The 25,681-nt window shown below is 37.6% G+C and carries 21 protein-coding genes; 18 read left to right on the top strand and 3 right to left on the bottom strand.

Features of this window, described 5'->3' with window-relative positions:
* Positions 1-50: 50 nt before the first annotated feature.
* Complete coding sequence (gene clpP, locus IGJ11_RS10390; RefSeq protein ID WP_010718717.1) at positions 51-644, bottom strand: ATP-dependent Clp endopeptidase proteolytic subunit ClpP; 594 nt, start codon at positions 642-644, stop codon at positions 51-53.
* Positions 645-822: 178 nt separating this feature from the next.
* Between clpP and IGJ11_RS10385 the strand changes: the two genes are divergently transcribed.
* The 18 genes from IGJ11_RS10385 (at position 823) to IGJ11_RS10300 (ending at position 23,952) form a co-directional block, all read left to right on the top strand.
* Positions 823-1,350, top strand: a complete 528-nt coding sequence (locus IGJ11_RS10385; protein ID WP_010718716.1) for a hypothetical protein — start codon at positions 823-825, stop codon at positions 1,348-1,350.
* A 359-nt stretch (positions 1,351-1,709) separates the two neighbouring features.
* Positions 1,710-2,444, top strand: coding sequence for a glycerophosphodiester phosphodiesterase (locus IGJ11_RS10380; protein WP_010738061.1), 735 nt, complete (start codon positions 1,710-1,712; stop codon positions 2,442-2,444).
* Positions 2,445-2,451: 7 nt separating this feature from the next.
* Complete coding sequence (miaA, locus tag IGJ11_RS10375) at positions 2,452-3,378, top strand: tRNA (adenosine(37)-N6)-dimethylallyltransferase MiaA (RefSeq protein ID WP_251849680.1); 927 nt, start codon at positions 2,452-2,454, stop codon at positions 3,376-3,378.
* The gene (gene hflX / locus IGJ11_RS10370) at positions 3,368-4,600 is read left to right on the top strand and encodes a GTPase HflX (RefSeq protein ID WP_207431742.1); all 1,233 of its coding nucleotides are present in this window, start codon (positions 3,368-3,370) and stop codon (positions 4,598-4,600) included. Before miaA ends, hflX begins: the two co-directional genes overlap by 11 nt.
* A gap of 203 nt (positions 4,601-4,803) precedes the next feature.
* A complete protein-coding gene (locus tag IGJ11_RS10365; protein WP_010718712.1) occupies positions 4,804-5,196 on the top strand; it encodes a MerR family transcriptional regulator in 393 nt (130 codons plus the stop codon).
* Between the two features lie 30 nt (positions 5,197-5,226).
* On the top strand, positions 5,227-6,567 hold the full coding sequence (gene glnA / locus IGJ11_RS10360; protein WP_010718711.1) for a type I glutamate--ammonia ligase: 1,341 nt from the start codon (positions 5,227-5,229) through the stop codon (positions 6,565-6,567).
* Between the two features lie 811 nt (positions 6,568-7,378).
* The gene (locus IGJ11_RS10355; protein WP_242697134.1) at positions 7,379-8,896 is read left to right on the top strand and encodes a hypothetical protein; all 1,518 of its coding nucleotides are present in this window, start codon (positions 7,379-7,381) and stop codon (positions 8,894-8,896) included.
* A 327-nt stretch (positions 8,897-9,223) separates the two neighbouring features.
* On the top strand, positions 9,224-10,834 hold the full coding sequence (locus IGJ11_RS10350; protein ID WP_010718709.1) for a CTP synthase: 1,611 nt from the start codon (positions 9,224-9,226) through the stop codon (positions 10,832-10,834).
* Positions 10,835-11,103: 269 nt separating this feature from the next.
* Positions 11,104-11,973, top strand: a complete 870-nt coding sequence (locus IGJ11_RS10345) for a class II fructose-bisphosphate aldolase (RefSeq protein ID WP_010718708.1) — start codon at positions 11,104-11,106, stop codon at positions 11,971-11,973.
* Positions 11,974-12,194: 221 nt separating this feature from the next.
* The gene (locus IGJ11_RS10340) at positions 12,195-13,466 is read left to right on the top strand and encodes a UDP-N-acetylglucosamine 1-carboxyvinyltransferase (protein ID WP_053765738.1); all 1,272 of its coding nucleotides are present in this window, start codon (positions 12,195-12,197) and stop codon (positions 13,464-13,466) included.
* Positions 13,463-14,758, top strand: a complete 1,296-nt coding sequence (gene rho, locus IGJ11_RS10335) for a transcription termination factor Rho (protein ID WP_178285734.1) — start codon at positions 13,463-13,465, stop codon at positions 14,756-14,758. The genes IGJ11_RS10340 and rho overlap by 4 nt, the downstream gene beginning before the upstream one ends.
* A 97-nt stretch (positions 14,759-14,855) precedes the next feature.
* Positions 14,856-15,119 carry a type B 50S ribosomal protein L31 gene (locus IGJ11_RS10330; RefSeq protein ID WP_010718705.1) on the top strand — a complete coding sequence of 88 codons (264 nt, stop codon included), beginning with the start codon at positions 14,856-14,858 and terminating at the stop codon, positions 15,117-15,119.
* 232 nt (positions 15,120-15,351) lie between these two features.
* Entirely contained in the window at positions 15,352-16,878 is a 1,527-nt protein-coding gene (locus tag IGJ11_RS10325) for a M60 family metallopeptidase (RefSeq protein WP_010718704.1), read from the top strand.
* Positions 16,879-17,127: 249 nt separating this feature from the next.
* A complete protein-coding gene (locus tag IGJ11_RS10320) occupies positions 17,128-17,592 on the top strand; it encodes a PTS sugar transporter subunit IIA (protein WP_010718703.1) in 465 nt (154 codons plus the stop codon).
* Positions 17,593-17,663: 71 nt separating this feature from the next.
* Positions 17,664-19,091, top strand: coding sequence for a PTS fructose transporter subunit IIC (locus IGJ11_RS10315; protein WP_010738049.1), 1,428 nt, complete (start codon positions 17,664-17,666; stop codon positions 19,089-19,091).
* Positions 19,091-19,954, top strand: a complete 864-nt coding sequence (locus IGJ11_RS10310; protein ID WP_063627449.1) for a ketose-bisphosphate aldolase — start codon at positions 19,091-19,093, stop codon at positions 19,952-19,954. The genes IGJ11_RS10315 and IGJ11_RS10310 overlap by 1 nt, the downstream gene beginning before the upstream one ends.
* 270 nt (positions 19,955-20,224) lie before the next feature.
* A complete protein-coding gene (locus IGJ11_RS10305) occupies positions 20,225-20,995 on the top strand; it encodes a DeoR/GlpR family DNA-binding transcription regulator (RefSeq protein WP_010718700.1) in 771 nt (256 codons plus the stop codon).
* 206 nt (positions 20,996-21,201) lie between these two features.
* Positions 21,202-23,952, top strand: a complete 2,751-nt coding sequence (locus IGJ11_RS10300; RefSeq protein WP_207431731.1) for an endo-beta-N-acetylglucosaminidase — start codon at positions 21,202-21,204, stop codon at positions 23,950-23,952.
* 177 nt (positions 23,953-24,129) lie between these two features.
* Here IGJ11_RS10300 and IGJ11_RS10295 read toward each other — a convergent pair whose 3' ends face one another.
* Together IGJ11_RS10295 and IGJ11_RS10290 are read right to left on the bottom strand one after the other, a co-directional pair.
* Positions 24,130-25,317, bottom strand: a complete 1,188-nt coding sequence (locus IGJ11_RS10295; protein ID WP_010718698.1) for an MFS transporter — start codon at positions 25,315-25,317, stop codon at positions 24,130-24,132.
* Positions 25,318-25,335: 18 nt separating this feature from the next.
* Positions 25,336-25,614: a hypothetical protein gene (locus IGJ11_RS10290; protein ID WP_010718697.1), complete on the bottom strand. Its 279-nt coding sequence runs from the start codon at positions 25,612-25,614 to the stop codon at positions 25,336-25,338.
* Positions 25,615-25,681: the final 67 nt, after the last annotated feature.

Here is a 25,681-nt window from a genome sequence, read left to right as displayed (position 1 = left end):
GAGCCGCTCAGTAGAGCAGACCCATCGTCTTTTAGTTTGTATAAATGAAATTAGTTTAATCCAGCACTGTTTTCCATCACTTCATCGATCAAACCATATGCTTTCGCTTGTTCAGCAGTCATGTAATTATCACGGTCGGTATCTTTTTCGATCACTTCAAGAGGTTGACCAGTACGTTCTGCTAAAATTTTGTTCAAGCGTTCTCGTGTTTGTAAAATGTGACGAGCTGCGATTTCGATTTCTGTCGCTTGACCTTGTGCGCCGCCAAGTGGTTGATGGATCATGATTTCAGCATTTGGTAAAGCAAAACGTTTGCCTTTTTTACCTGCTGTCAGTAAGAAACTACCCATAGAAGCAGCCATACCCATCACAATGGTTTGGACATCTGCTTTAACAAAATTCATCGTATCATAAATCGCCATTCCAGCAGTAACCGAACCGCCAGGAGAGTTGATATAAAGATAAATGTCTTTTTCAGAATCTTGTGCATCTAGGAAAAGCAATTGGGCAATGATCGAGTTTGCAAGATCATCAGTCACTTGACCACTTAACATGATAATGCGGTCTTTTAATAAGCGTGAATAAATATCATAAGCTCGTTCGCCACGAGAGGATTGCTCAATAACTGTAGGGATTAAATTCATAATTTGGTTCCTCCTTAAGTTCTTTACAAATAGTGTAACACAAATTCATTTCTTCTACCTAAAAAGTAGTATACATTCTTGGTCAATAAAGGTCAAATAAAAAAATTTTAGAAAATAGTCTGTGCTTGCACGTTTATGTTATGATGAAATAGAAGAATACAGCAAGGAGGAACACTAATTGGTAGTTGGCATCGTAGGCTTAATTGGCGTTTTATTAGGAGCTATTTTAGTATATATCGGGATGGTTGTTCAGATGCGCCATCTTGAAAACAAAGAGCAACGAAGACGGGAGTTAGAATTAAAAGTCAAAGAGATTGAGACTTTGAATCAACTAAATAAAAAAATCAATGAAATCTTGCAAAAAAGAGCAACACTGTTAGATGAATATGTCAGCTTTGATGCATTTGATGATTGTTATATCACTATTGATGATTTTGCTTATTTACAGTCATTTGCTGCACAAAATAATTTTTATCTTCCAAATTACATCTTAGAGGAGTTGTTTAAAAACATTGCGCACCGTAAAGTCGTTCTTTCTCCTGACGAAACGATGAAAATAGGCGGTTATGCTTATAAAGGTGGACGTGTGATCTTAGAAAACTTCACGGATAATCTGACGGAAATGATCAATGAAAAAAAAGCGCAATTAAAAAGTGTCACGCGACAACCTATTGGCTTTTTCTCAAATGATAATGTGTGGAGCTAATTGTTTTTTGAGTTGAGATTGAAGAGGATCAAAAAACTTTTATAATTTGTAAAGTCAAGGTTGTGACAGAATTGTCTAGCTTTTAGAAATAAGCCGAAGAATCCAAAAGTAGTTCCTTATATTTTTGGTTTTTTCGGCTTATTTTCGATAGAGGGAACACTATAAATGAGAGAGGACTTTTTTATAGCTTTTCATATTTTAGAAAATCATCGCTTATTGCTGAGGAGTTCTTTATTGAATACCGTTTACTCATTTTTTAGAATGACAAGTCAACCTCATTCTTAGACATTCGAAGTATTACGACTTTTTCACAGCCTTTTTCCTATGGTACAATCAAAGAGACTGAAAGTGGTGATGAAATGGTTCAGATTTTTGCGCATCGTGGAAGTAGTGGTACCCATCCAGAGAATACATTGCCTGCGTTTGCCGAAGCGGTTCGAATAGGTGCAGATGGGATTGAACTAGATATTCATTTGACGAAAGATGAGCAGATAGTGGTGATTCATGATGAGGAAGTGGATCGGACGACGGATGGCAAAGGATTGGTACGGGAAAAAACATTAGCAGAGATAAAAAAGTTGAATGCAGGAAAGTGGTTCAATACAGAGTTTCAGGCAACAAAAGTGCCAACTTTGAAAGAGGTCTTGCATCTTTTTTGGGAAATGAATTATCGTGGAACGGTAATGATCGAGATTAAAACAGATAAATATGAGTATGCTGGCATCGAAGAAAAAGTAGTTCAACAATTAAAAGCAGTGGAATGGCCTTTTCGACATGCGTACTGCAGTTTTAACTTTCATACATTGGAACGAGTAGTAAAAATTGATCCTCAGGCACAGCTGGATCTTCTTTTAAGTACGTCACAAAAGAAAGTACAGTTAGCTGAAGATACTCCTTGGATAGAAGGGATTCATCCTAGAGGTGACTGGTACTTGGAGCATTTGCCATCCATGGAGACATTCCCCAAATCGATCAGATGCTGGACCATCAACGACGACCAGCAGATGGCACGATGTTTCGATCAACAACTAGATGCAATAATCACAGACTTTCCCCAAAAAGCATTTTGGATAAAACAAACAATGAAAAAGTAGGATGATAATGGAAAAAGTATTAGTAATCGTTGGACCTACAGCGGTAGGGAAAACAGCGCTTAGCGTGGAATTGGCTAAAAAATTTAACGGTGAAATTATTAGTGGGGATTCACTGCAAGTGTACAAAAAATTAGATATCGGGACGGCTAAAATAAACACGTCAGAAATGGAAGGTATTCCCCATCATTTGATTGATGTCATCGAACCGAATGAAACTTATTCCGTAGCAGATTTTCAAAAAGCTGGACGAAAATTGATCACAGAAATCACAGAACGTGGTCGTTTGCCGATGATCGTTGGCGGAACAGGGTTGTATATTCAATCTTTACTTTATGATTTTCAATTGGGTGCAAAAGAGGAAAGCGTCACAGCAGTACGAAAAAAATATGAAGAATTAGCTGAAACACTCAGTAAAAAAGAACTTTGGGAGTATTTGAAAACAAAAGATCCGCTAGCAGCGGAAAAAATCCATTGGAATAACCAGCGAAAAGTGATTCGAGCTTTAGAAGTATTTGAAGTGACTGGCTACAGTATCACAACACCGCAAGAGGAACCCGCACGTCTTTATGATTATTGTATGATTGGTCTTAATACCGAGAGAGCCTTGTTATACCAGCGCATCAATCAACGTGTAGATAGTATGTTAGAGGAAGGCTTATTAGAAGAAGCACGTTTTGTGTATGAACTTGGTGAAGTCCAAGCGAGTCAGGGCATTGGATACAAAGAATTCTATCCGTATTTTAAGGGAGAAGAATCTTTAGAAAACGTTGTGGAGCAGTTGAAGATGAACTCGAGACGGTATGCAAAGCGACAATTAACATGGTTTCGTAATCGTCTTGATGCACATTGGTTTGATTTATTAGCAGAGTCCAGTAGTATGGAGCAAATTGATCAATTGATCAGAACGTGGTTGGAGGATAAAGATGACGAATAAAAAAGAAAAAGTGATCATCGTAGGTGTTGAGACAGAACAGAATCAACGATACTTCACAGAGTCGATGGCAGAATTGAGCAAGCTGACCGATACAGCTTCTGGGGAAGTTGTATTTACATTGACGCAGAAACGACCGCAAGTCGATCGTCAAACCATTATCGGTAAAGGTAAATTACAAGAATTGATCCAACAAGCGGATGCTCATGAAGCGGATCTGATTATCTTTAACCATGAAATGACCCCTCGGCAGAGTCAGCTAGTCTCAGAAGCAGTAGGAATCCCTATCATTGACCGAGTCCAGTTGATTTTAGATATTTTTGCCATGAGAGCCCGTTCGAAAGAAGGAAAGCTGCAAGTAGAGCTAGCTCAATTAGAATACCTTTTACCACGCTTAGCTGGACAAGGAAAGTCATTGTCTCGATTAGGTGGTGGAATTGGAACGAGAGGACCTGGGGAAACCAAATTGGAAACGGATCGACGTCATATCCGTAATAAAATATTAGGGGTAAAACGTGAGTTGAAGGCTGTAGAAGCGCATCGAGCGAGAAACCGCCAGAAAAGACAGTCTAGTGAAATCTTTCAAATTGGTTTGATTGGGTATACCAATGCGGGGAAGTCAACCATTCTTAATTTGCTTACGCAAGCGGATACGTATTCTAAAGATCAGTTATTTGCTACTTTGGATCCCTTAACAAAGAAATGGCGATTTGCAGAAGGATTTGAGATTACTGTTACTGATACGGTTGGATTTATTCAAGATCTTCCGACACAATTAATTGATGCGTTCCATTCAACATTGGAAGAAAGTCAATCAATGGATCTATTGTTACATGTAGTTGATGCAAGTTCGCCAGATCGTATTTTGCAGGAGCAGACTGTATTACAGTTGATGACGGAACTAAAGATGGAAGAGATGCCTGTATTAACAGTCTATAACAAAGCGGATCAAATTGATCCAGCCTTATTTACTCCCTCACTCTTTCCAAATGTATTGATATCGGCGCAAAGTACCGATGGGAAAGAAAAGCTAGTACAAGCGATCAAACAGCAGTTGTTGGAATTGATGACGCCATACACACTCTTTGTGCCAAGCCAGAATGGACAAACATTAAGTGCTTTACGAAGACAAACCCTCGTTTTGAAAGAGCATTTTGTAGAAGAAAAAAATGGATATGAAGTAAAAGGATTTGCAAAGTCAACTTCTAAATGGCTGAATAGTTAAATGGTCGTTGTCTCTTTCTTATCAGAGTGACCTATGTATTTTCTCTTTTTTTAAAAGTTAGAAAACTTGAGCAATGAATCGTTGCTCAAGTTTTTTTGTAAAAAAAATCATCACTCATGTTAGAAAACCTAACATAAGCGGTTGACAGTAGTTTTTTTGATTGGTATACTTTACCCAACTTGTTAAACGAAAGGGGACGTCTGATGGGAGAAAAGGAATTGCGCCGTTCAATGTCTGTATTTCCAATTGGTACAGTAATGAAACTGACTGATTTATCCGCACGACAAATTCGTTATTATGAAGAACAAGATTTTGTTCATCCTGAAAGAAGCGAAGGAAATCGTCGAATGTATTCATTAAACGATATTGACTTGTTGTTAGAGATCAAAGATTATCTTTCTGATGGATTAAATATGGCTGGTATCAAACGAGTTTACGAAATGGCTCAAGCCAAAAAACAGGAAGAAAAAAGCAAAAAACCGCTAACTGATCATGACGTTCGACAAATTTTTCGTGATGAGATATTGGCGCAAGGTGGGCTAAGTAAAACTGGGCATTATCAGTCGCAAGGAATGCAACGACAATTCTTTGACTGAATAATATAAAGAAAAAGAAAGAGGGATACCATGGTAAAGAAACAAATAACTGGTGATGAAATTAAACGAATCATTGAAGAAGAGAACGTTCGATTTTTAAGATTAATGTTCACAGATATCTTAGGAACGATCAAAAATGTCGAAGTACCCGTTAGTCAAATCGATAAAGTACTTGAAAACAAAATGATGTTTGATGGTTCTTCGATCGAAGGTTTTGTTCGGATTGAAGAAAGCGATATGTATTTGTATCCTGATCTTTCAACATGGATGATCTTCCCTTGGGAAAGTGATCATGGCAAAGTAGCTCGTTTGATTTGTGATATCTATAACCCAGATGGCACACCTTTTGCAGGTGATCCACGCGGGAATTTGAAACGTGCATTAAAAGATATGCGCAACCTTGGATTTACCTCTTTCAACTTAGGTCCAGAACCAGAATTCTTCTTATTTAAGTTAGATGAAGATGGTGGAATCACGACCACGTTAAACGATAAAGGTGGATATTTTGATTTTGCACCAACAGATTTAGGTGAGAACTGTCGTCGTGATATTGTTTTAGAATTAGAAAGCCTTGGGTTTGAAGTAGAAGCTTCTCACCACGAAGTAGCTCCTGGGCAACATGAGATTGATTTTAAATATGCAGACGTTGTGGATGCTTGTGACAATATTCAAACATTCAAACTAGTCGTTAAAACAATTGCTCGTAAACATGGGTTACACGCAACGTTCATGCCTAAACCATTATTCGGGATCAATGGTTCGGGGATGCACTGTAATATGTCCTTGTTCAATGATGAAGGAAATGTCTTTTATGACAAAGATGGCGATTTAGAACTTAGCCAAACAGCGTATCATTTCCTAGGTGGGCTATTGAAACATGCTCGTGCCTATACAGCGGTTTGCAATCCGACCGTCAACTCATATAAACGTTTAGTTCCTGGCTATGAAGCACCAGTATATGTGGCATGGAGCGGTCGCAATCGTTCACCATTAGTCCGTGTTCCAGAATCACGTGGCTTATCCACACGTTTGGAATTGCGTTCAGTTGATCCATCTGCTAATCCATATTTAGCAATGGCTGTTTTATTACAAGCTGGATTAGATGGTGTCCGTAATGAAATCACACCACCAGCAGCGGTGGACCGAAATATTTATGTGATGAACGAAGAAGAACGAGAAGAAGCCCACATTCAAGATCTTCCTTCAACGATCCATAATGCAATCAAAGAATTAAGAAAAGACAAAGTGATGATCGATGCTTTGGGACAACATATCTTTTCGAACTTTGTCGAAGCAAAACGCTTAGAATGGGCAGCCTTTAGACAAACTGTTTCAGAATGGGAAAGAGAACAATACTTGGAATTATATTGATTATCGCTACCCCATTAGAATATGAATAACTGGAGTTGGAGAGATCAATCTCACTTCATTCTAAAAACGAGTAAATGGGTTTTTAGCATCAGCTCCTTGAAATAAGCCTGAATTTTTCAAAACATGAAAAGCTGTTTCGAGATTTTCATCCTTAATACTCAGGGCAAACCGCTCTTTTCACAACCTTCTTATGCTTGATAAACAGGACAATAAGCCAAAATTTTACGAAAAATGAGTACGACTGAAAAGAAAGACAGTTTGTTTTAACTGATTTCTTAGTCGCTGAAGACTTATTTTAGGAAATTTTGGCTTATTTTGTTCGCGCATTGTTTGGTGAGTAACTTATGTGGTGGGACAACAAAAAACTCCTGAAGAATACACTTCAGGAGTACGAGAATGAGAAACGGATGATGTTAAGTTATTCTGAATCACAAATAACTGGTTGGATTGTGTAATGAAATCATTCTCTACGAGTAGTATACAGCTATTTCTGATTGAAATTTTTTTTAAAATTTTAATGGAAAGAAAATTATTTGCAAAATATGAATAACACACCTATTCTATAGTATAAAAAAATTTTTTTCATTTTTTTGTGTGTAGAATTTTTCTAAGAATATTCTTGTTTTACAGTGATTATTGCACTCCTGGTTGATACGCACAAGTAAAAAATGAGTTCATTGAAGATTGTATATGATGATAAATAATTGAATTTTTTTTATTTGAGCATACCTATTTCTTCTGGGGGGAAAATTAGGTATGCTCAAATTAAAGTTATTGCCTTATTATTATATTATAAAGGAGGCATAAATTTATGAATAAAGTTGAATTAGATCAAATAATCAAAGATATGAATGAAGGATTAGAGGAAGATGAAGAAGAAATATTTTTATTAAACCTACGTACTTATTCTAAAGATGAAATCAATTACGTAGTAGATCGTCTTAATCTGGATGATCATACTCGTGAACAGGTTAGAACATCACAAATTAATTCAATGAAAAAACATCAAGTGCGAAAAAAAAATTTATTAAGAGACGAAAAACTTAGAGCTGTTCATAAAAATTTAAACAAACAAAGTGAGGAAGTCAATTCATTCTCTGATCGCTCAAAGATGATAGATACAGTTGTTGCATCTATCAATCAATTGATTCATGATCCGGAAATTAATGTTATTCAACCAATAGACGATATTGATATAAGTGAGGCATTAGACGTCTTCTTTGAAAAAAACTATTTTACACCAGATGAAATAAATTCTACTATTGATAAGCTAGAACTAGCAAATAAAGAAAATCTTCGTGAAACAATTAGAAAAAGGGAGATTGAAGAAGAACCTCGACGTAAAATCAAGTTTTTAAAAGAAGAACGAATACAAAAAATTAACGAAATGGTGCAACAGTCGATGACATCAAGGACGTTCACAGAGGTTGCAGAGAGTCTTAAAAAAATGTATTCAGAGTTACCTTACAAAGTTAATGAGGCTGATTTAAGTGAGGATATAGAATTTGTAATAGAAAATTTTAAGATGAAACCTAATGATATTGGTTCTTTCGTGGACTTGTTTGACCTCAGTCCTGATACTCGTAATAAAATTAAAGAATCACAAAAGAAAAGAATTGAGGAGATGAAGGCAATAAGGGATACTGAACTTTCAATAAAAATAGAAAGGTTGAGAATGCGCCGTCCTTTTACCCTGATACAGGATATCACTTCAGTACTTCGTGAGCAAATGAATGACCCAGTTATTCCACTTGCACAACACGAGGTTGTATCTATATTAGAAGAGAATTTAGATATACCACATAGTACAACAATAGAAGGTACTTCAAGACGTGTTTTGCCTCTTAGGCAGAATGAATATAGGGAAATTATACATAATCTTGGTTTGAGCGTGGAAAACGTAAATGAACGTTGGCAGTTTAACCGCCATGCTGTAGAACTACTGACTAACTATGCTGAATTCAATATGTTACAGTATCCACAAACAGATCTTGTGCATGGCAATCCACAGGAACTTTCAAACCTTGAATTATATAAAAGAGAATTTAGAGAGTTGGTTAAAGAAAGTGTAGGCAAGGTGGGAACTAAAGCTGAAGATAAATTAGATTTTCAAGCTGAATTTTCTAATTTGACCCCTGAACAACAGGAACAGGTAATGAAAAAAGTGGAGGATTTGAAGAAAAGAAGACAAGAAAACTGGAAACAATTAGATGTAGAAAAATTGTCACCGTTAAAAAATAGGACAGAAAAATTCAATGCTGTAAGAACGAGAAGTACAAACACATCTGAAAAACAAGGACAAAAATCTTCTAGAGATCATCAAAGATAGTCTAGTGAATGAGTAAAGAAGTCGTATGGCTAATCGTTCTTACTAAAAGAATGAGTGTGCTTTTTTTCGTGCAGTTTTTTATTAGAGAGTGAACTGCCTGTTTTCATTTATCATTGACGTTGGATTATTCTTATGACTAACGACATCTGCAACGTTAAATTAGAGGCTTGACTTTCTTCAAATTTGCTTGTAGTATACTCATTGGGCACCCTTTTAAAGGGTCAGAAGTTCACAGAAATTTTGCTCCCTATTCTAACTAGAATAGGGAGCTTTGTTCATTTTCTGGGACTTTTCCTGCAGATAAAAGAAGAAGGAGTTTTTGAACTTATGACAAAATACATTTTTGTAACGGGCGGCGTAGTTTCATCGATTGGTAAAGGAATCGTTGCAGCTTCTTTAGGTCGTTTGTTGAAAAATCGTGGCTTAAAAGTAACCATCCAAAAATTTGATCCCTACATCAACGTAGACCCGGGAACAATGAGTCCGTACCAACACGGAGAAGTTTTTGTAACAGACGACGGAGCAGAAACTGATTTGGATCTAGGCCATTATGAACGTTTTATCGATATCAATTTGAACAAATACTCCAATGTTACTACAGGGAAAATTTATTCAGAAGTACTTCGTAAAGAACGAAAAGGGGAATACTTAGGAGCAACTGTTCAAGTTATCCCTCATATCACTAATGAAATCAAAGAGAAAATCATGCGTGCGGCAAAAATGACTGATTCAGACGTGATCATCACTGAAGTTGGCGGAACAGTCGGCGATATCGAATCTTTACCATTTCTAGAAGCACTACGCCAAATGAAGGCGGATGTTGGTGCTGATAACGTGATGTATATCCACACAACATTGATTCCTTATCTAAAAGCTGCGGGAGAAATGAAAACTAAACCAACTCAACATAGTGTAAAAGAATTACGTGGTTTAGGAATCCAACCTAATATCTTGGTGGTTCGAACAGAGCAACCTGTTTCACAAAATGTGAAAAATAAATTAGCACAATTTTGTGACGTAGAACCCGAAGCAGTGATTGAGTCACCAGATGTGGATACACTTTACTCTATTCCGTTACTTTTACAAAAACAAGGAATGGATCGCATTGTTTGTGAACATTTGAAACTAGAAACGCCAGAAGCTGATATGGAAGAATGGAAACAATTAGAAGAAAAAGTATTGAATCTGAAGAAAAAAGTCCGAATTGCTTTAGTAGGTAAATATGTAGAATTACCAGATGCTTATATCTCAGTTGTTGAAGCGTTGAAACATTCAGGCTTTGCTTTTGATGCGGATATCGAACTTGACTGGATCAAGGCTCAAGATCTAACCAAAGAAAATGTTGCAGAATATTTGAAAGATGCAGATGGTATCTTAGTACCTGGTGGCTTTGGCGATCGTGGGGTCGAAGGAAAAATTGAAGCGATCCGTTATGCTCGTGAAAATGATGTGCCTTTCTTAGGGATTTGTTTAGGCATGCAAATGGCGTGTGTTGAGTTTGCTCGTAATGTGGTTGGTTTGGAAGATGCTGCTTCAGCAGAAACTACACCAGAAACAACGAACAATATCATTGATTTGATGGCAGACCAAGAAAATATCGAAAACTTAGGTGGAACGTTACGTCTAGGTCTTTACCCATGTAAAATTAAAAAAGGAACGAAAACAGCCGAAGCTTATGACGGAGCCGATGTAGTACAAGAACGTCACCGTCATCGTTATGAATTCAACAATAAATACCGTCAATTATTTGAAGAAAAAGGATTAGTATTCTCAGGTGTTTCTCCTGATAATCGTTTAGTGGAAATCGTGGAATTAACAGAGAAAAAATTCTTTGTTGGTTGTCAATTCCATCCAGAATTGATCTCAAGACCAAATCGCCCACAAAAATTGATCAAAGGATTTGTCGGAGCTGCTTTGTCTGAACGTGAAGGAAAATAAGCGGGACAAATACGCTTTTAATGTTTCAGATGAATTTAGAGAAAACAGTTATAAATAAATTGTTATTGTTTGAACAATAAAAAACGATAAACTAGCCATTTTTGACTAAATCAGCCAACTGAAAACCTTATTTTTTGCAAAAAAGTTCTTGAAAATTTTCATTTTCATTGATTTTAGTAGAAAACTCTGAAAATGTTTGGTAAAATAGGTTCGTTGGTTAAGGATAGTCTTAACAAATTTAGTTTTACAAAACTTAGGAGGAATTTATTATGCCAGTAGTATCAGGAGCTGAATTTTTAAAAGCTGCTCGTAAAGGCGGTTACGCTGTCGGCGGATTCAATACAAATAACTTAGAATGGACTCAAGCAATCCTTGAAGCAGCTGAAGCAAAACAAGCACCAGTACTTATCCAAACTTCAATGGGTGCGGCTAAATACATGGGCGGCTACAAAGTTGCTAAAGATATTATTTGTGACTTAGTTGAATCAATGAACATCACTGTTCCTGTTGCCATCCACTTAGACCATGGTGACTATGATGCAGCTATGGAATGTATCGAAGTAGGCTATACTTCAGTTATGTTTGACGGTTCTCACTTACCATTTGAAGAAAACTTGAAATTAGCGAAAGAAGTTGTAGAAAAAGCTCACGCTAAAGGAATTTCTGTTGAATGTGAAGTTGGTTCAATCGGTGGAGAAGAAGATGGAATCATCGGTAACGGTGAATTAGCAGATATCGAAGAATGCAAACAAATGGTTGCTACAGGAATCGACTACCTAGCATGTGGTATCGGTAACATCCATGGTCAATATCCAGAAAACTGGAATGGTTTAGCATTTGATCATTTACAAGCAATCGCTGATGCTGTAGGTCCAGATATGCCTTTAGTATTACATGGTGGATCAGGTATTCCTCAAGAACAAATCCAAAAAGCAATTTCAATGGGTGTTTCTAAAGTAAACGTAAATACTGAATTCCAATTATCATTTGCTAAAGCTACTCGTGAATATATCGAAGCTGGCAAAGATAAAGAAGGAAAAGGTTTTGACCCTCGTAAATTGTTAGCACCAGGTAAAGCTGCAATCATTAAAGATGCAGAAGAACACATTGATTGGTTCGGTTCAGCTAACAAAGCTTAATTAATCGATTAAGAATGCCGTGAAACAGGTTCAACCTGTTTTGCGGTTTTTTTTTCGCAAATTGATAATCGTTCACTTTGATAAACATTTGTCCATCTTTTTTCAGAATAGACCTTTGATTTTTGAGGAAATAAAAAAGAATGGGAACTCGTTTCTTTATTTCATCTATGATAAAATACAAGCATGTGTAATAAAATTGAACAATAACAAGGTGGAAATCAATGAAAAAAATCATAATTGAAGGAAATCGTCCGTTAACTGGTGAAGTAACAATCAGTGGGGCTAAAAATAGTGCAGTGGCTTTGATTCCTGCAGCGATTTTAGCAGATTCTCCGGTTATTTTAGAAGGCGTACCTGATATTCAGGATGTTCATTCACTAATCGAAATTTTAGAAATCATGGGAGCGAAAATCCATTTTTCACAAAATATTTTAGAAATTGATCCCCGCGGTATCGTCTCCGTGCCCATGCCAAGTGGTAAGATCAATAGTCTACGTGCTTCCTATTATTTTATGGGGGCACTGCTTGGAAAATTTGGTGAGGCAGTGGTTGGTTTGCCAGGTGGTTGCTACTTAGGACCGCGACCAATTGATTTACATGTCAAGGGTTTCGAAGCATTAGGTGCTTCAGTCAATAATGAACATGGTGCGATGTATTTACGGACCGACCAAGAGGGATTACAGGGAAATCGGATTTTCATGGATGTCGTTTCAGTCGGTGCAACGATTAATGTGATGCTGGCGGCTATTAAAGCGAAAGGTCAGACAGTAATCGAAAATGCCGCTCGTGAACCAGAGATTATCGATGTTGCTACTTTGTTAAATAATATGGGTGCCAAAGTGCGAGGAGCAGGGACGGATGTAATCCGAATCGAAGGTGTAGACAAACTCCATGGTTGTCGCCATTTCATGATCCCTGATCGAATCGAAGCAGGAACTTATCTAGCGCTTGCTGCAGCAGCAGGAAATGGTGTTAAGATCAAAAATGTGATTTACGAACATTTAGAAAGTTTTATTGCTAAACTTCAAGAAATGGGCGTAAACATGACAATTAGAGAAGATGAGATTGAAGTGTTTCCGTCTAAAGAGTTAAAAGCGGTGAATGTGATGACTTATCCATATCCTGGGTTTGCAACAGACTTACAACAACCATTGACTCCCCTCTTATTAATGACCAAAGGAACAGCTGAAATCACAGATACGATCTATGCTAAACGTGTGAATCATGTGCCTGAATTAGCACGTATGGGTGCTGATATATCAGTGGAAGGGAATTTGATCATTACAAATGGACCAAATAAACTTCATGGAACAGAGGTAGTCGCTTCTGACCTTCGAGCAGGTGCTTGTTTAGTTATTGCAGGTCTCATGGCTGAAGGAACAACTACTATTTATAACGTAGAATATATTTTACGTGGTTATGATCATATTATTGAAAAATTGACGGCATTAGGTGCTGAAATCCAAATGGTGGAGGAAGTGGAAGCTGAATGAGTGATTATTTGACGATGGCGGAACTGGAAAATAAGACATTAAAAGAGGTCTACAGTTACGCAAAAGAATTTAAGATTCCTTATTATAGCAAAATGAATAAAAAAGAATTATCTTTAGCTGTGATTCGGGCGCAAGCAGAAAAACAAGGGTTTTATTATATGGAAGGAATCTTAGATATCGTTGGACAAGATGGGTATGGTTTTTTACGACCAATCAATTATGGGCCAAGTGTAGAAGATATCTATATCTCTGCTTCACAAATAAGACGGTTTAGTTTGCGAAATGGAGATAAAGTAGCAGGAAAGGCTCGCCCACCTAAAGAGTCAGAACGTTATTATGGGTTGATGCACGTGGAAAGTGTAAATGGAAAAGACCCAGAAGAAGCCAAAGAACGTCCGCATTTTCCAGCTTTGACACCTCTGTATCCTCAAGATCAGCTTAGGTTAGAAACAACCTCTCAAAGACTAGCAACAAGAATGATCGATATCTTCTCACCGGTAGGTTTTGGTCAACGTGGCTTGATCGTAGCACCTCCTAAAGCCGGAAAAACTTCTGTGTTAAAGGAAATCGCCAATGGAATCACTGAAAATCATCCAGAAGTAGAACTGATCGTTCTTCTGATCGATGAACGCCCAGAAGAAGTCACGGATTTGGAACGCAGTGTCAAAGGAGATGTCGTTTCATCTACTTTCGATTTACAACCACAAAATCATACAAGGGTATCTGAGTTGGTTCTGGAAAGAGCGATGCGTTTAGTCGAAGATAAACGAGATGTCGTGATCTTGATGGACAGTATTACCCGATTAGCTAGAGCTTACAATTTAGTCGTACCGCCAAGTGGTCGTACATTGAGCGGGGGAATCGATCCAGCCGCACTATATAAACCAAAAAAATTCTTCGGAGCAGCTAGAAATATCGAAGAAGGTGGAAGCTTGACGATCTTAGCAACTGCCTTAGTCGATACGGGTAGCCGAATGGATGATGTGATCTATGAAGAGTTTAAAGGAACAGGGAATTTAGAACTTCAACTGTCTCGTGAACTATCTGAGCGTCGTATCTTCCCTGCCATTGATATCAAGAAATCTGGCACGAGAAAAGAAGAACTTCTAATGCCAGAAGATCAATTAGAAGAAATTTGGAAGTTACGAAAGAATATGGTCGGCGATTCATTGGAATACACCGAACAATTGATCCGTTTTTTAAGAAAAACCAAAAACAATCAACAATTTTTCAAAGAATTCCAAGATGTCTCGTTCGGTAAAAAAAATCAGACAAGAAATCTAAAAAGATAATTGCAACGTTGTTAGAAACATGTTAAGATGTTACTGTTGTATATCGACAAATCAACTCTGGTTCAGCAAATGGGTCAGGGCAAAGGAGCGAAAACGCATGAAAGAAAACATCCATCCAGATTACCATCCAGTAGTGTTCTTGGATTCAACAACTGGCTTTAAATTCTTGTCAGGTTCAACAAAAACTTCACAAGAAACAGTTGAATGGGAAGACGGTAATACATACCCAGTCATCCGTGTCGAAGTTACTTCTGACTCACATCCATTCTATACTGGACGTCAAAAATTCACACAAGCAGACGGACGTGTGGACCGTTTCAACAAAAAATACGGTCTCAAAGACGCAAACGCTGCAGAATAATCAAAACATTGTTCATACGATGTTTAGCAGACTATCTGATAAAGGTAGTCTGTTTTTTTTGTGTTTTCTGTTTCTGATAATCAAAAAATGGTCACTAAAAATTTATCATACCATATTATTTAAAAGTCTGATTTTCATTATTTCCTTCTGTTGGAAAAAAACGACAACATTTATAAAATAATGCATGTTAATGTTATATTATAAAGAAAAAATAACATTAAGGGGTGCTAATATGAGTAAGAAGAAAGCAATGATTTTGGGGTCTTTACTGTTCAGTATGGTTATTTTATCAAATGACCTAAATGTTGAGGCAACAGTAAATGAACCGACTATTGGGACGGAAGTCGTTCTTTCAGAGCGAAGTAATGAAAACGTTTCAACGGTTTTGAATGCTTATCAAAGTGAGGATGTTGAGAGTTATCGGGAAGAAATCGGTAATTGGTTTGGTCCTAGTAGCAATCAATCTACAGGGATCTATAAACGTAAAAATGATACGATCGAAATTTATGTAGATGAAACGGCGCAACAACTACCGACGTATACGATTACCAGGGCTAGTCTGAAAGATTATCTCGAAGGGGCAACGAAAGGGAAACGACTAAATAGAGGAAGAAACGTCATTTCCGGTACTCAAGAAGGTGTGATCCATATCCAAAATGAATCCACTCGCATCACGCAACAAAAAACGAGAATTGAAATACGTGGTGGTATTACAATTCCACGTTTTATTCTAGGAAAAATGACCAATAAAGATTGGCAGAATGAAGTAAGAAATCATCCAAATGCACCTGCTTATGAATTGGTCAGTGATCGAGTTTTGGTTACAGGATCCGACAAAACAATTAATTATGTGAAGGACCCAACTAAAATTTTAACAACGAAAGAAAAAGTAATTGATCTTCACGATCAAACAGCCGGACTAGATAATAGCGCTACAATCCATCGTCAACCAACTGGCTTAGTTCAACATATGCGTGAAACGAGTGCCAGAGAAGATTATATGTACGCGTATGAACAACATACTGGTTTTAATTATGCAGATGGAATGAGAGTCTTGTTAGATCCAGACGGTTCCTCACAGTGGGGGATTTGGCATGAATTAGGTCATACCTATCAAATTGATGATATGGGTTGGGAGGATATGACCGAAGTGACCGTGAATATCTTTTCGATGCGGGTACAAAAAGCATTAGGACAGCGTAGTCGTTTAGAAGAAGATCGCGTATATACGGATATTTTCAATTATTTGAATCGAAGTCAATCGAAAAATTTTGATAAACAAGATGAATTTGTTCGACTAGGAATGTTTTGGCAGTTGGAATTAGCATTTGGCAGCGACTTCTATCCTAAACTACATCAGTTATACCGTGAAGAAAGTCCACAGCTATGGACAGAACAAGACAAGCGACAACATTTTATCTTATCTGCTTCAAAGATCAGTAACAAAAATCTAACGCCATTTTTTGAAAAATGGGCTATCGAAGTTACTGCTGATACTAAAAAAGAATTAGCAAGACTACCAAAATTAACGAAGAAAATATGGGAATATCGTGATGAAATGAAAGGTGATGTAGGAAATATTACCGATGATGATAATAACAATGGCAACACGGAAGATCCTTCAATTGAAGCTTGGGATAAAGATAAAGTGTATGTTGCTGGGGATATTGTCATGTATAAAGGTGTAAAATATCGTGCAAAATGGTGGAATACCGATAAAGTTCCTGGAGAAACGATTGACTGGGAAAGAATTGATTGATCATCAATAAACACAACGTATTTTGATTGTAACGGTCAAAATACGTTGTGTTTTTTTATATAAGTAAGGTCTGAAACACATGAACCTCTTATTTTGATGATCACTATCGATCATTTTTTTGACTGATTTTTTAAAATTTTGATCCATTTTTCGTTATTCGTTCAAAGCATTGAATGGCTGAATTAGGGATGCTATACTTGCCACAGTTATTAGAAAGCGTTAACAAATAGAGAAAGGAGGTTATGTGGAGTGGAGATTAGTCAACTGATTTCAGAAGATTTGATTCTTTTCGATGACTCAATTCGATCAAAAAAATCATTATTTGAATGTATCGGTACTACACTTGAAACCACACATAGAGTAAAAAGTGCAAAAAAAATAATCAAAGCATTATTCAAAAGAGAAGAGGAAGTGCCTACAGGGATTGAAGCTGGATTTGGTATCCCACATGCTAAAAGCAAGGCTGTCATTACACCAACCATTTGTTTTGTTCGTAGCAGCCAGATTACAGAATATCTTGGCTTAGATGGGGAGCCAATTGCATATACTTTTGCAATCGTGGTTCCTGCAAACGCTGCTGACAGTCATCTTGAGATTCTCAGTGCGTTGTCAAGGCGATTAATTGATCCAAACTTTAGAAAACAAATCAAAGAAGCAAATTCAGCCTCAGAAATTATGACCGTTTTAAAAAATGAAGAAAAAGCAATCCGTTAAATGAATCATCGAATAATGTCACATGCATCAACTGAGACCGTTATTGAATAAGCAGATAGGGGAGAATAACGATGAAAATAATTGGTGTAACCGCATGTCCTACGGGAATTGCGCATACGTATATGTCCGCTGAGAAATTAGAAGGGACTGCTAAAAAACTAGGCCATGATGCAAAGTTTGAAACGCAAGGAATCAAAACGGAAAATAGGTTAACTACAAAAGAGATTGCTGAAGCAGATGCGATTATTCTAGCAGTTGATAAAGAAATTGATATGCAACGTTTTACGGGTAAAAGAATCAAAAAAGTTTCAACGAGTCGAGCAATTAAAGAACCAGAATTGGTAATTGATGAAGCATTAAAAGGGATCAATACGTTAGAAATTGCTCAATCAGTTGAACAAACAAAAGCCACGAAACAAAAAGCTACACTTTATAACCATTTTATGAGTGGTGTGAACTATATGTTACCGTTTGTTATTGCGGGCGGAATTATTATCGCATTAAGTTTTGCTTTTGGGATCACTGCAGCGGATCCTAAATCAGCTGACTATAATGTCCTAGCTGCCGCATTTTCTAGAATTGGTGGAGACACCGCTTTTGCCATGATGGTGCCAGCTTTAGGGGCAGGGATTGCGACCTCTATTGCGGGGAAAGCTGGCTTTGCACCTGGGATCGTGGCAGGGCTACTGGCATCTACTGGTGGTTCTGGATTTCTTGGAGGAATGATCGGGGGGCTGTTAGCAGGGTATGTGACAGATTTTCTGGCAAATAAAATTCCTGTAAAAAAAGGTATCTTAGCGATGTATCAATTGATCGTCGTTCCGTTAATATCTATCTTGATCATTGGTTTAGCAATGGTTTTTGTAATAGAACAACCCATTTCGTGGTTATTAGAAGTATTAACCAATTGGTTGAATAGTTTAGGTAATACTTCCGGATTAATGTTTGGCTTGATCATCGGCGTGATGATGGCAGCTGATATGGGAGGGCCGATCAATAAATCGATCTCAACTTTTTCCATTGGTTTGATGTCTGCCGGAGTCAATGCACCGATCGCAGCATGTATGGCAGCTGGAATGACCCCACCGCTGGGGATCGCTTTAGCCACACTGTTGTTCAAGAAAAAATTTACGAAAGAAGAACGGACTTCTGGTCAATCTTGTTGGGTGCTTGGTGCTTCTTATATTACAGAAGGAGCGATTCCCTTCGCAGTTTCAGATCCGATTCGAGTCATTCCGAGCTTGATTCTCGGCTCTGCTACTGCAGCGGGCATCTCAATGGCTGCCGGTGTCACATCCATTGCTCCGCATGGCGGGATTTGGGTCATGCTGATACCTAACGTGATCAATCACCTACCCATGTATTTGCTAGCGATTGGTGCTGGGACAGTAGTTACGGCTCTTTCACTTGGATTATTAAAGAAATCAAGCGAAGAACAAGTCGGAAATGAAGAAAAAATAGTGAAGCAAGAAAAAATAATAAATGAGGTGGAAGTGTAATGTTATATACAATGAAAGAGTTATTGAAAGTAGCTAAAGACAATCAATTTGCGGTTCCTGCTTTTAATATTTGTAGTTATGATATGTTAAAGGCAATCATGGAAGAAGTAGAACGGTTAAATGCACCAGTGATTTTAGAGATCCATCCCGATGAGATTGCTTACTTGAATGATGAATTTGTTGCTGCTGTTCGAGCTTATGCGCATAAAAGTAAAGTACCTGTAGTGATCCATCTTGATCATGGCGGTAAAGTAAGTGATGTGTTACGGGCTATCCGCAATGGCTATACCTCGGTCATGATTGATGCCTCCTTGCAATCCTTTGACGATAATATAAAGATAACTAAAGAAGTGGTGGCTCTAGCTCACGAGGTAGATGTGTCAGTCGAAGCAGAAATTGGTACGATTGGGAATAATGGGTCAGCAGAAGGTGGGGCAGCTAATATTATTTACACAGATCCTGAACAAGCAAAACAGTTTGTTGCAGAAACGAATATTGATACATTAGCTATCGCTATTGGAACAGCACATGGCTTATATCCTAAAGATAAAACACCAAAATTGAATATCGAGTTATTGAAAGAATTGAATGAGACCATCGATTTGCCGTTTGTTTTGCATGGTGGTTCAGGAAATCCGGATAAAGAAGTAAGCGAAGCAGTTAAATATGGTGTAGCTAAGGTCAACCTTAGTTCGGATCTAAAAAGTGTCTTTTTCGATGCTTTAAGAGAAATCTTAAATGAAAACCCGGAAATGTATGAACCGAATATGATCTACCCTTATGCGAATCAAAAAGTACAGGAAGTAGTGAAACATAAAATGACGATCTTAAACACGATCGATCAAGCCAAGTGTTATAAATAAGACGAATTTCTCATCGTTTATTCGTTTTAGAGATACTAAAAGAGACCGAGACAAGTTTTGGCTCAGTCTCCAATGAAATCGAAATCGAGTGGTCATGAAAAAATGCTCAATATTTTTAGGTATAAGCCAATGAATCGCTAACTTTAGTTGTTTCGGCTGATGTCCTATAGCGAAGCATTTTCATTCTAACCACTCGATTCTGTTTTTGGATGTAGGTGGAGGCATCTTTGTTTATGGTAAAATAAAGCGAAAGAGAAAGGAGTGGGGAAGATGTTAAGTGATGTAGAAGAGCGACAACAAACGATTGTCAATCATTTGAAAATCAACCAATTTGCCAGGATTACTGAATTGATCGATTTAGTCAATTACAGTGAAGCGACAGTGAAACGAGATCTTGTTGTCTTAGAACAAAGTGGTCTGATCCGAAGAGTCCGTGGTGGGGCTATGTTAGTAGATAATCAGAAAATCGATGTACCATATATGATGAAAATCACCCATTTAGAGGAAGAAAGTGAAAAACGTTATATTGCGGATATTGCAGCTAATTTGATCAAAGATGATATGGTTTTATTTTTAGACTCTAGTACAACTAGTTTGCATTTAGTACGAAATTTAGGTCGATTTGAAGGGCTGCAAATCATTACGAATGGGGTCATTACTGCTGCGATGCTAAGTGAATTTACTTCAGCAAAAGTATCGATCGTCGGTGGTAAAATCGTTCAAAAACGAGCAACGATCAACGGAGCAAAAGCGTATAATGATATTTTGACTTATGCTGCTGACCTTGCAATCATCAGCTGTCGAGGATTTGATTTTAATCAAGGCGTGACGGAAACGCATGAAGGAGAAGCGTTAGTAAAAAGAGCGTTTCGTAAACAAGCCAATCATTTGATGGTGTTAGCTACACAAGATAAATTAGAACAACGCTTCATTCATCAAGCAATTGCTAGTCATGAAATCGATTATTTAGTGACCAGTCAGAAATTAACGAACGAACAATTGAAAAAAATCCATGAACACCACACAGAGTGTTTTTATTAATCAGAAAGACCAATAAAAGTGGATGTTCTCATAAAATTCATTCATTGATAACACCTATAATTTGTATCAAGAAAGCTATAGTTTGTTCATGTACACCTTTTTTAGTAAGCGCTATCATAAATTGTGGAAGATAATAATTAAGAAAGGAGTAGCGAGTGGACAGTTGCAGCAAGCGATTAGATAAGATCAAATCATAGGAGGAAGTAATGAAGAAGTTAGAAGGTACTTTAGCTGGATTATTGGTAACGGTGATGATGGGAATTGCACTGAAAGAACCGGTCGTTTATGCACAAGTAGATACCACAAATCCCGAGGCAAGGGTTTCGATGGATAATCAACCGGAGTCCTCTTACTGGTTCCCTGATGAATTGCTTAAATGGACGTTTGATCAGGATACAGATGCGAAATACAATGTTAGTGTTGAGCCTTTAGCCACACGAGTGGAAAAATCGCACTTATTAAAATCGAATACTACCCAAAACGAAAAGATGAAGGTTGTCGCACTTTCGATCATGAATAATAGCACTAGTGGAAATGCACCAAGAGGGAGCAATCAGTTTGATGCAAATGTTTTTTCGAATTGGCAATATATTGATCAATTGGTTTATTGGGGAGGCTCAGCTGGCGAAGGTATTATTGTTCCGCCAAGCCCAGATGTTACCGATGCGGCGCATAAAAATGGTGTGCCTGTTTTAGGTACGATCTTTTTTCCGCAAGGGGGCCATGGCGGAAAAATCGAATGGTTGAATACTTTTTTAGAAAAAGATGATCAAGGTCATTTTCCAATCGTGGACAAGATGATCGAAGTTGCACAAAGATATGGGTTTGATGGATGGTTCATCAATCAAGAGACAGAAACCAATCTAACGAAAAAGCACGCTGATTTAATGAAAGAACTGATTGTGGAATTTAAACAAAAATCAGCTGGAGCGTTAGAGGTTATGTGGTACGATTCCATGACAAGTGATGGGAAAATGGATTGGCAGAATGCGTTGACTGATCAAAACCAAGATTATTTAGTGGATGCAGATTTGAATCCAGTAGCAGATAGCATGTTTTTGAATTTTTGGTGGAATACCTCTAGCTTAGCAGGCCAAGATCTATTGCGTAAATCAAAAGAAAAAGCAGAAAGTTTAGCCATTGATCCCTATGATTTATTTGCGGGAATCGATGTCCAAGAAAAAGGGTACGATACACCGGTCAGATGGGATTTGTTTACGGATAAGAAGGGAATACCCTATACTTCACTAGGGCTTTACGTCCCAAGTTGGACCTATTCTTCTTCCAATGACCCAATGGACTACCAACAAAAAGAAGAAAAATTCTGGATCAATGAACAAGGGGATCCTACTAAAAGTACACTACCAACCGACACAAGTTGGCCTGGAATCTCTACTTTTTCGGTTGAACAAACCGCTATTACGCAATGGCCTTTTATCACCAATTTCAATGTTGGAAATGGTTACAGCTATTTTAGCAATGGGCAACAAGTTTCAACAAATGAATGGAATAATCGAAGTCTCCAAGATATCATGCCGACTTACCGCTATATTATCGAAGAAGGAGCTGGCAATAAATTAGCTGGTAGTGTGGACTATACTACTGCTTTTAATGGTGGGAGTTCCTTGGCTTTTAAAGGAAAACTTGCGGAAAAAGTAACAAGTAAGATCAAACTGTATCAAACAAAAGTCAAAGTCGAAAAAAACATGTCATTTACGACGACAGCCAAAGCATCTGATCGAACCACGTTGAAACTAGTGTTAGGTTTTGCTGATGGTACATTTGAAACGTTTAATGGCAATAAAAAAATAGGGAATGACTGGACAACGGTTTCTTATCCTTTGAATAAAGCAACTGGAAAAGAAGTAACGTCGATTGCCTATGAGGTAGCCTCAGCAAAAGCAAGTGAGAATTATGAGTTATTCTTAGGTCAAATTTCTGCGACACCTAAAAAAGTGCTGAGTCCAACAGCAGTCAATGATGTTACATTCGATGATTTGTCATTTGACGAAGAAGCAATGTTTGCCGGGATCAGACTATCTTGGACTAGTCTACAAGCAGATCGCATCAAACACTATGAAATTTACCGAGTTTTAGACGATGGAACACGTGTCTTTATCGGAGCCACACCTGCTGAGAATTATTTTATCAATGGCTTAGAACGTCAAAATGCAACAGCTACAGCTATCGAAGTTGTGCCAGTTGATATCTATGGCAACAAGGGTGAACCTTCCAGACCAATCGGTTTTGACTGGCCACCTGTTCAGTTACCACGTGCTTCCTTTACTGTCTCAAAAACTTTGGTAGCGCCAGGAGAACCGATCACTTTTACGAACACCTCTTCACGAAATACCCAAAGTTTAAAGTGGACATTCAAAGGTGCTGATGTAGAGTCAAGTACAGAGCAACAGCCTCGTGTCACTTATTCAAAAGAAGGAAGCTACGATGTAGAATTGACAGCGATCAATGAAGCAGGAGAAACGACAACTGAAATGAAAGGGATCGTTACGGTTACCAAGAATGCCCAAGCTGGTCTGAGTTTATTATCTAAAGGTGCCAAAGCAGAAGCCTCTTCATATGTGAATGAATCAGAGGCACCAAAGTTTGCTGTCGATGGTGATCTTGGAACAAAATGGTGTGCTGTAGGGAGTGCGCCACATACCATCACGGTTGATTTAGGAACAGCTAAATTGATCAGTGAAGTGCGCATGGCTCACGCTTCTGCAGGAGGAGAAAGTGTAGGCATGAATACCAAAGCTTATACTATAGAAGTGAGTGCAGACGGAGAAAATTTCCAAGAAGTTTCGCGAACAACTAATAATACGCAAGGTTCAACGCTAAATACCTTTGCAGCAACGACTGCCCGATTTGTGAGAGTCATCATCGATCAACCAACTCAAGGTGCAGATACAGCTGTCCGTCTTTATGAACTAGAAGTTTATGGGTTAGCAGAATAAAAGTTGAGTGATTGTTTCTGAACAAAAAGGAGTTTTGACAGAAGTATCTAATCATGAAAATAAGCCGAAGAATCCAAAAATAGTTTCTTCTATCTTTGGATTCTTCGGCCAATGTTTTGCTAGAGGTGAATACTTCAACACCTTTTATTCGTTTCTTGAATCAGTTTCAGTTCATCACTAATTCCATTCAAGTTTTGCTGAGTGGCTCTTTTTTTTATTATAAATGATATAGAGAACTGTACAGATCAAAGGAATGATACCAGAAACAATGTATAATCCTCTAAATGACGTATAAGATTTCAATATTCCCATCAAGTAGGGGCCAACACCTAGACCTAGATCTAATCCGATGAAGTAAGTTGAAAGAGCGATACTGATACGGTGTTCTTTGACGATTTTCAAACAAACTGCTTGTCCGTTTGACATGAAAGTCCCGTAACCTAAACCAACGAGTGCGCCTGAAATAAGTAAGGTGATGCTGTTTGTTGTCGCACTTAGTAGAAACAAGCCAGCAGTCAAGAACAAATAGCTAGGATACATGACATACTGTTCGCCTTTAGCATCAAAAATACGTCCCGTCAATGGGCGAGTGAAGGTGATAACTAACGCATAGACCACAAAGAAAAAGGAGCCTGCAGCGACTAAATGAATGACTTTCGTATAAGAAGACAAGAAGGACAAAACACTTGAATAAGAAAGACCCATCAAAAAGGCGATTCCTGTAATGAACAATGCTTTTTTCTCAATGAATCCATGGATACTCCAAGATTGTAGTGATTTTCTTTGAGTATCAGATAAATCAATGTTTTTGACTGGGAACATCAGACAGGCAATCGTTACAAGAAAAACTAAAACGATAGAAAACCAAATAATAAAATGAAAATCAGTCAGATTAAGCAAGATCATTCCTAAAAAGGGTCCGATAGCAGCGGCTAAACTAGTACTTAAACCATAATAATTGATCCCTTCTCCTTTTTTTGATTCAGGAATATAGGCAGTGACGATCGCATTGGTTGCTGTCGAAACGGTCCCGTAGCCAAACCCATTTAAAAAACGTACCAGATATAATACGCCGATCGTTGGGGTGAAAAGATAGGCTAAAGTAGAGAGTAAATAAAAAATCGCTCCACCACGCAAAGTAAACTTGCGCCCAAATAATTCAAGTTGTTTACCCATAAATAAACGAGCCAAAAGTGTACCTATGATGTAGATACCAGAAGCAAAACCTGCTTGGCTCATACTAGCATGTAAATCATCTTGAGCAATAACGGCAATAATGACCATCAGTAAATAATAAATTAAATAGACAATGAAATTAATAAGAGTGATTCCGATAAAATGTTTATTGAATAATTTTTTTTCCATTTGCTTTGTGTTTACCCCTTAATCTGAATAAGCTTTTAATTTTTGGATTTGTACTTCAACATCGTGGTAATTTGATGGATAGCGATCGACCAATTGACGAATGAACAAGTCTCGAGTCGTCATAAATAATTCTAAAAATTCTTCTAATTCGTTCGATGGTTTTTCATCGACTGCTTTGATCAATTCAATCGAATTTTGGTAAGCATCATTTAAGAAAACCAAAGAAGCTTTCATGTCAAATCTTGTTTGATAAGCTGTTTCAAGTCGATTAATAATTGTTTTCATCCAGTAGTTCATATTTTTTCCTCAATTCTTTCATTTTTTTTTACATTCGCAGTATAACGAAACGAAAAGAAGAAAAAAA

It is taken from the genome of Enterococcus sp. DIV0691, assembly GCF_051711145.1.
Classification (GTDB): domain Bacteria; phylum Bacillota; class Bacilli; order Lactobacillales; family Enterococcaceae; genus Enterococcus_B; species Enterococcus_B hirae.
This window is presented reverse-complemented; position numbering and strand designations above follow the sequence as displayed.